Annotated in this window: 7 protein-coding genes; 1 reads left to right on the top strand and 6 read right to left on the bottom strand. The window is 64.1% G+C overall.

Annotated features, from left to right (window positions below; all coding sequences use genetic code 11):
• Positions 1–124: 124 nt before the first annotated feature.
• The 6 genes from AC13FW_RS17070 to AC13FW_RS17045 all read right to left on the bottom strand — a co-directional run bounded on the left by AC13FW_RS17070 (position 125) and on the right by AC13FW_RS17045 (position 6,307).
• On the bottom strand, positions 125–874 hold the full coding sequence (locus AC13FW_RS17070) for a TorF family putative porin (protein ID WP_482989870.1): 750 nt from the start codon (positions 872–874) through the stop codon (positions 125–127).
• Positions 875–994: 120 nt separating this feature from the next.
• Positions 995–2,038 (bottom strand): sulfate/molybdate ABC transporter ATP-binding protein, encoded by a 1,044-nt coding sequence (locus tag AC13FW_RS17065; protein ID WP_482989869.1) that lies wholly within the window; start codon positions 2,036–2,038, stop codon positions 995–997.
• A 7-nt stretch (positions 2,039–2,045) separates the two neighbouring features.
• Positions 2,046–2,987 (bottom strand): sulfate ABC transporter permease subunit CysW, encoded by a 942-nt coding sequence (gene cysW, locus AC13FW_RS17060; protein ID WP_296251945.1) that lies wholly within the window; start codon positions 2,985–2,987, stop codon positions 2,046–2,048.
• On the bottom strand, positions 2,984–3,820 hold the full coding sequence (cysT, locus tag AC13FW_RS17055) for a sulfate ABC transporter permease subunit CysT (RefSeq protein WP_482989899.1): 837 nt from the start codon (positions 3,818–3,820) through the stop codon (positions 2,984–2,986). The genes cysW and cysT overlap by 4 nt, the downstream gene beginning before the upstream one ends.
• Positions 3,821–3,844: 24 nt before the next feature.
• The gene (locus tag AC13FW_RS17050; RefSeq protein WP_482989868.1) at positions 3,845–4,867 is read right to left on the bottom strand and encodes a sulfate ABC transporter substrate-binding protein; all 1,023 of its coding nucleotides are present in this window, start codon (positions 4,865–4,867) and stop codon (positions 3,845–3,847) included.
• A 12-nt stretch (positions 4,868–4,879) separates the two neighbouring features.
• Complete coding sequence (locus AC13FW_RS17045; RefSeq protein WP_482989867.1) at positions 4,880–6,307, bottom strand: OprO/OprP family phosphate-selective porin; 1,428 nt, start codon at positions 6,305–6,307, stop codon at positions 4,880–4,882.
• A 161-nt stretch (positions 6,308–6,468) separates the two neighbouring features.
• On the opposite strand from AC13FW_RS17045, the gene kbl reads away from it, so the two are divergent.
• On the top strand, positions 6,469–7,683 hold the full coding sequence (gene kbl / locus AC13FW_RS17040; RefSeq protein WP_482989866.1) for a glycine C-acetyltransferase: 1,215 nt from the start codon (positions 6,469–6,471) through the stop codon (positions 7,681–7,683).
• The last annotated feature ends 139 nt before the right edge of the window (positions 7,684–7,822 follow it).

Here is a 7,822-nt window from a genome sequence, read left to right as displayed (position 1 = left end):
TAAGCGTTTGTGCCCACCCATGGTCGGATTTGGCGACACCGTTAATGTCGGTGCCCCCCCTGGGGCCGCCACTACAGAAAAAGGCGCCTTCAAGGCGCCTTTTTCTTTTTGCATCACATCTGGATCAGGGCACGTCGACCGAGACGCTGAACACCAGGCCCGGCTTGTAGGTATCCGAACCGCGGCGCAGGTCGGACGCATCCGAACCAAAGGTGTCGTAATAACCCAGGGTTGCGGTTGCCGGGCCGAAGCCCTTGGACACCGACACCGAGCCATCGAAGTAATCCGAACGGCGCGGCCATTCGTTGCTGTCGGCCTTGATCGTGGTGTAACCAGCCGATGCACCGACCGAGAAACCGTTGCCGATCTCGTAGCTGGCATCCAGGCCGGCATAGATCTGCTCGGCGCCGCTGTTGCTGTAATCGTCGGCGTAGCCCAGCAGGCCGCTGACGACCACCGGGCCGGTCCAGGTCACCTTGGCCAGGTATTCGTTGTAATCGATGTCACCGTAGCCGCTGGAGGCGCTGGTGTAGGTGTAGCGGTTGACGCCCAGGTCCAGGTTCCAGCTGTCGGACAGGTCCTTGCTCCAGCCGATGTTGTAATCGACTTCGAAATTCGGGCCGCCTTCGCCGAAATCGACGTTCGAGCCCCACACACCAACGTACAGACCGAACGGTGCGGTGTAGCTGGCACCGGCCTGGAAGGCCGGCTCATTGTCGGTCTGCGACACACCACGGAACACGTAATCGGTGGTCACGCCGAAGCTGGCGCTGAACGGAGAGGTGGATTCCTCACTCTCCTGGGCACTGACGGCAAACGGAACGGACAACAGGGCGGCGCAGGCCACGGCGACAAGACGCTTGTTGTGCATCATGCAGATCTCTCCAGGAAGTGGGGGCACCGGGATGGGATAAATCCCGATTCACAAATATTTAACCGCAATTATATTGCGATGCAACATCTATTTCATCCCAACTGCCCAGCGCTTCCCTATTCAGCCCGGGTCCGCCGGAAAGACCCCGTAACGACGGGCCCCTAGCCGGATTGACTGGCCCGCCGCATACGCCGGCGCATCCGCCGGCAACTCCACTTCCAGCTCGGTAGTTGCGCCAGCCAGGCGCGCACGTAGACGCTGGCGTGGGCCGCTGCGCTGCACCAGCCCAACCGTGGCCTGCCAGTGGCCATCGGCCTCGACCAGCAGATCCTCCGGCCGCACGAACACCTCCAACGCCTCGCCTTCCAGCACTGCGCTGGTCCGTGGCCACCGTGCCCCGGCCACTTCCAGCGTCTGCCCCTGCGCGCGTGCTGGCAGCCGGTTGGCCTCACCGACGAAGCCATAGACGAAGGGCGACGCCGGCTGGTCATAGACCTCGCCCGGTGTACCCACCTGTTCGATGCGACCGCGATTGAGGATCGCGACGCGGTCGGCCAACTCCAGCGCTTCCTCCTGATCGTGGGTGACGAATACCGTGGTCAGCCCGGTGCGGTCGTGCAGCTCACGCAGCCAACGGCGCAGGTCGCGACGCACCTGCGCATCCAACGCGCCGAAGGGTTCATCCAGCAACAGCACGCGCGGTTCGATCGCCAGCGCGCGCGCCAACGCCACCCGCTGGCGTTGGCCACCGGACAGCTGCGCCGGGTAGCGTCCGCCCAGTCCATCGAGTTGTACCAGCGCCAGCAGCTCATCGACCTTGGCGTCGATGCGCGCCTTCGGCCAACGCTCAGCACCGCGCCGCACTTCCAGCCCGAAGGCGATATTGCGGCGCACGTCCAGATGCTTGAACAAGGCGTAGTGCTGGAACACGAAACCGGCGCGGCGTGCCTGCACGCTCAAACCGGTGGCGTCTTCGCCATCGAACAGGATTTCGCCGCGCTCGGGATGTTCCAAGCCGGCCAGCGCGCGCAGCAAGGTGGTCTTGCCCGAACCCGATGGCCCCAGCAGCGCCAGCAGCTCGCCACTGCGGATATCCAGGCTCACCCCGTCCAGCGCGGGGAACGTGCCGTACTGCTTGCCCAGGTTGTGTATGCGGATGTTCATTGCGACCTCAATGACGGTGGGCGGCGGCCAGCGACTGACCGTGGCGCCACTCCAGGAAAGATTTCACCACCAGCGTCAGCAAGGCGGTGGCGGCCAGCAGCGAGGCACAGGCAAAGGCGGCGCTGTAGGCGTATTCGTTGTAGAGAATCTCCACGTGCAGCGGCAGCGTATTGGTGCGCCCGCGGATATGCCCGGACACCACCGACACCGCGCCGAACTCGCCCATTGCCCGCGCGCTGCACAACAGCACGCCGTACAACAGGCCCCAACGGATGTTCGGCAAGGTTACCTTCCAGAACATCTGCCAGGCATTGGCACCCAGCGTCAGCGCCGCCAGTTCTTCATCACTGCCCTGCTGCTCCATCAGCGGCATCAGCTCGCGCGCAATGAAGGGAAAGGTGACAAACACCGTGGCCAGTACGATGCCGGGTATCGCGAACACGATGCGCGGCAGCTGCAACAGGGTTTCGCCGAGAACCGGGAGGTGCAGGCGCAGTCCGTCCTCGATCATCGGCCAGAACCAACCGTCGCGACCGAACAACAGGATGAAGACCAGACCGGCCACCACCGGCGATACCGAGAACGGCAGATCGATCAGCGTCACCAACCAGCGCTTGCCCGGGAAACTGTGCTTGCTCACCACCCAGGCTGCAGCGACGCCAAACACCAGGTTCAAGGGCACCACTATCGCCGTCACCAGGAGCGTCAGGCGTATCGCCGACAAGGCATCCGGATCACTGATCGCAGTCCAGAACGCCAGCACCCCACCACGCAACGCCTCGACGAATACCAGCACCAGCGGCAGCAACAGGAACGACAACAAAAAGCCAAGTGCGCCAAGAATCAGCAACACCTGCACCCAGCGCGGCTCGCTGGTCACCTGCTGCGGCTTGGCCACGCGCGCACTACGTTCGATCGCCACCGGCAACTCCGACACCAACTCGTTCATCGCGCGCCCCTGCGTTGCAGGCGCGCCTGCAAGGTATTGACCAGCAGCAGCAGCACGAACGACAGCAGCAACATCGCACCTGCAATCGCAGTGGCACCGGCGTAATCAAATTCTTCCAGGCGGATGGTGATCAGCAGCGGCGCGATCTCGGTGACGCTGGGCATGTTGCCGGCGATGAAGATCACCGAGCCGTACTCCCCCACGCCACGCGCGAAGGCCAGCGCAAAGCCGGTCAGCATTGCCGGCCACAGGCTCGGCAACACTACCCGCACGATGGTCTGGAAACGGGTGGCGCCAAGCGTTGCCGAGGCCTCCTCGAACTCGCGCTCGGCTTCGGCCAATACCGGCTGCACGATGCGCACCACGAATGGCAGGCCGACAAACACCAAGGCCACCACGATGCCGAGCGGCGTATACGCCACCTTGATGCCCAACGGCTCCAGCCACTGCCCGATCCAGCCCTGGCCGCCATACAGCGCGGTCAAGGCGATGCCGGCCACGGCGGTCGGCAAGGCAAACGGCAGATCGATCATCGCGTCGAACAGGCGCCGGCCGGGGAAGTTGTAGCGCACGAATACCCACGCCACCCACGTACCCATCAGTGTGTTGAACGCAGCCGCGGCAAACGCGGTGCCAAAGCTCAGCCGCAATGCGGCCAGCACGCGCGGCTCGGTCCAAATCTGCCAGATGCCGCCCAGGCCCAGCCCTGCTGCTTTCAGGAACACGCCGAGCAACGGGATCAGGACGATCAGCCCCAACCAGAACAAGGTGATGCCCATACCAAGACCAAAGCCGGGGAGTACCCGGCGTTGGCTTCGCACACGTGGCTCCAGTGTTTGTGCTGTTGCTGACACGGTCTACTTGCTCGCCTGGATCTGATCGAAGACACCGCCATCAGCGAAGTGCTCGGCCTGCGCCCTGCCCCACGAACCGAAGGCGCTGCGGATGGTGACCAGCTGCACCTGCGGGAAGCGCGCCACGTCGGCCGGTGCTGCGTATTGCGGCGAGCGCGGCCGGTAGTAATGACGCGCGGCGATGCGCTGGCCTTCCGGCGAGTACAGGTATTGCAGATAGGCCTGGGCAACATCGCGGGTGCCATGGCGGTCGACGTTGCGATCCAGCAGTGCTACCGACGGTTCGGCAAGGATCGACAGTTTGGGCACCACGATCTCGAACTTGTCCGGGCCCAGCTCTTCCTGGGCAAGGAAGGCTTCGTTCTCCCAGGCCAGCAACACATCACCGATGCCACGTTGGACAAAGGTAGTCGTGGCGCCGCGTGCACCGGTATCAAGCACCGGCACATTGCGGAACAGCGCGCGCATGTAGTTCAGCACCTTGTCGCGGTCACCTTTGAAGATGTGATCGCCGTAAGCCCAGGCTGCCAGGTAGTTCCAGCGTGCGCCGCCGGAAGTCTTCGGGTTCGGCGTCACCACCGATACGCCGCTGCGCAGCAGATCCGGCCAATCGCGGATGCCCTTGGGATTGCCCTTGCGTACCAGGAAGACAATCGTCGAGGTGTAGGGCGCGCTGTTTTCCGGCAGGCGGGTCTCCCAGTTTGCCGGCAGCAACTTGGCCTTGTCGGCAATGGCGTCCACGTCATAGGCCAGGGCCAGGGTCACCACGTCGGCCTCGATGCCATCGATCACCGTGCGCGCCTGCTTGCCGGAGCCGCCGTGCGAGGTCTCGATGGTGACGTTGTCGCCCTTGGTTTCCTTCCAATGCTTGGCGAAAGCGGCATTGAAATCGCGGTACAGCTCGCGGGTCGGGTCATAGGAAACATTGAGCAGTTGCACATCACGCGCAAACGCGGCGCCGGCACTCAAGGTCAGGGCGAACGCCAGTGCTGCGGTAGCAAGGCGTGAAACATAGGCATGTGTCATCTGGGCTCTCCGTCAGAAGGAAACTTGCAGGCGCGAGAAAACAGCTTTTTCATCAGGCAACTTCGCGCCAGCGGAAGCCGCATCAAAACTGCTGTGCAGATAGTTGGTCGCCAGCTTGAGGTTGGCGGTCAGGTACCAGTTGGCACCGACCGTCCACGAGCGGACCTGTGAAGCCGACACCGTCGGATCGGCATAGAACGGGAAGGCGGCATCGTCGATCTGCAGTTCGCCGTAGCGCGCGGTCAATTCCACCGCGCCATGCCCACCATTTGCCCCAAACGGGCGCGAAGGCGTCACCCCGCGATAGCTCGCATCCTCACCGGTCAGCACATAGCTGGCGGTGGCCTGCCAGGCGCGGTTGTCCAAGCGCTTGCGGATGCCATTGCGTGCAACCTCCTGTTCCGAGGCGATGTACTCGGCCTGCAGGCCCAGTCCATTGCGGTAGAACCAACCCTGCGGCGACCAGCGGCGGTGCTCGCCATCGGCAACCACGGCACTGCGGTAAGCAAAGAACGTGGCCTGGCCAGGCGTGCGGTAACGCGGCAGGAAGTTGTTGCCGCTGCCATGCTTTTCGCCCGTGCTTGCGCCCAGGCCAAAGCCCAGACCTGCCCATGCGCTGTCACTGCCCTTGAGCGGCTCGAAGAACACGCGCCCTGCATATTCGAAGTCGTCATCCGGATTGCTGGTGACCGCATCGCGACCATCGACGGTGCCGTTGAACACACCCAGCGCATAGCTGAACTTGCCCTTGGCCACTTCGCCCTGCAGCTGCACACCGAGGTCGCGGTTCGGCGCCAGTTCGCTGGCCAGCGCGCGCTCCACATCGACCAGTGCCGAGGATGACTGCAGGCGTTCCAGACCGACCGGCGAGGTGAACTTGCCGACCCGCAGCGTGTAAGCCGGATCGAAACGCAGATCGGCATAGGCATCGACGATGCTGGCGCTGTCACCGGCAAACTCCGGGGTGAAGCGGTACGCCACCAGCTTGCCCAACGAGCCTTCCAGGGTGGGCCGGGCGGTGCGCAGCAGGAAGGTGTCGTTCTGGTTGGCATCGCCGCCCAGGAACACGCGGGCATCGCCTTGCAGCAGGCCGCGTAGTTTCAACTCGTAGTTGCCGTCGCCGGATTTGAACGAAGCGCCCTTCTGGTCGATGGCGATCTTCGGTGCGCTCTTGGCGGTGGCAACGCGCTCTTCTTCCGCCAGCTCAATGCGGCGTTCAAGGATACGCAGGCGCTGGTCCAGATCGGCCAGGCCTACGCCTTCGCTTGCCCCATCACTGACCCCGGCCAACCGCTCCAGACGCTGCAGACGCTCCTGCAACTGCTCGACGGTGAGTTGCTGCGCCTGCGCCGATGACCCCGCCCCACACGCCGCCAGGGCCAGGCTGAGGGACAACAGCTTCCTGGTCGGCAGGGTGAATGGGGGGCGTGTGGCGGTCATCGGCGTCTCCTGGTCGGTGGGTGTGCGGACGATGCTGCGGGTGCACACCCGTTACCGAGAAATGACTTAGGCCGCCGCGCTTATAGCCTTTGCGCATGACGACAACGCCGGGACACGGGGAAGGCTAAAATTGGCGTTCCACTTGACCGCAAGACCCCGCCATGACCGAAACCGCGAACATCTCCCCGCTGACCCGGCACTACGCCGAGGAACTGGACGCCATCCGCGCGCAGGGGCTGTTCAAGTCCGAACGCATCATCACCAGCCCGCAGTCGGCCGAGATCACCCTCGACGACGGCCGCACGGTGCTGAATTTCTGCGCCAACAACTACCTGGGCCTGGCCGACCACCCGGAGCTGATCCAGGCCGCCAAGGACGCGCTGGACACGCATGGCTTCGGCATGGCCTCGGTGCGCTTCATCTGCGGCACGCAGGACCTGCACAAACAGCTGGAAAAGCAGATTGCCGGGTTCTTCGGCAAGGACGACACCATCCTCTACGCCGCCTGCTTCGACGCCAATGGCGGCCTGTTCGAGCCGCTGCTGGGCGAGAACGACGCGATCATTTCCGACGCACTGAACCACGCCTCCATCATCGATGGCGTGCGCCTGTGCAAGGCCAAGCGCTTCCGCTACGCCAACTGCGACATGGCCGATCTGGAAGCGCAGCTGCAGGCCGCCGATGCCGCCGGCTGCAAGACCAAACTGATCACCACCGACGGCGTATTCTCGATGGACGGCTTCATCGCCCCGCTCGATGAAATCACCGCGCTGGCGAAGAAGTACAACGCGCTGGTGCACATCGACGAATGCCATGCCACCGGCTTCCTCGGTGCCACCGGTCGCGGCTCGGCCGAAGTGAAGGGTGTGCTCGACAAGATCGACATCATCACCGGCACTCTGGGCAAGGCCATGGGTGGTGCGCTGGGCGGTTTCACCTGCGCCAGCGCCGAGGTCATTGAACTGCTGCGCCAGCGTTCGCGCCCCTACCTGTTCTCCAACTCGTTGCCGCCGCACGTGGTTGCCGCTGGCATCAAGGCGTTCGAGATGCTGGCCGCCGCCGATGACCTGCGTGAAACGCTGCGCGAGAACACCGCTTACTTCCGCGAGAAGATGACCGCCGCCGGTTTCGACGTGAAGCCCGGCGTGCATCCGATCAGCCCGGTGATGCTGTACGACGCACCGCTGGCGCAGAAGTTCGCCCAGCGCCTGCTGGAAGAAGGCATCTATGCGATCGGCTTCTTCTTCCCGGTGGTGCCGAAGGGCCAGGCCCGCATCCGCACCCAGATCAGCGCCGCGCACAGCCGCACACACCTGGACCGCGCGATCGATGCCTTCACCCGGATTGGCCTGGAGCTGGGCGTCATCAAGGGCTGAGTGCTGTTGCCCTTGGCTTGAAAACAAAACAGGCGCCGAAAGGCGCCTGTTTTTTTGTCCTGTAGTGGGGGGGGGGGGGGGGGGGGGGGGCGGGCCGGGACTCGCCCAGGCGGGCACGGGGAGGCCCACAGGGGGGGGG

It is taken from the genome of Stenotrophomonas sp. 21LCFQ19, assembly GCF_056861425.1.
This window is presented reverse-complemented; position numbering and strand designations above follow the sequence as displayed.

Coding starts and splice junctions, on each gene's coding strand:
- AC13FW_RS17050 (WP_482989868.1), bottom strand. CDS start 4,867: ATGACACATGCCTATGTTTCACGCCTTGCTACCGCAGCACTGGCGTTC.
- cysW (WP_296251945.1), bottom strand. CDS start 2,987: ATGAACGAGTTGGTGTCGGAGTTGCCGGTGGCGATCGAACGTAGTGCG.
- AC13FW_RS17045 (WP_482989867.1), bottom strand. CDS start 6,307: ATGACCGCCACACGCCCCCCATTCACCCTGCCGACCAGGAAGCTGTTG.
- AC13FW_RS17070 (WP_482989870.1), bottom strand. CDS start 874: ATGATGCACAACAAGCGTCTTGTCGCCGTGGCCTGCGCCGCCCTGTTG.
- kbl (WP_482989866.1), top strand. CDS start 6,469: ATGACCGAAACCGCGAACATCTCCCCGCTGACCCGGCACTACGCCGAG.
- AC13FW_RS17065 (WP_482989869.1), bottom strand. CDS start 2,038: ATGAACATCCGCATACACAACCTGGGCAAGCAGTACGGCACGTTCCCC.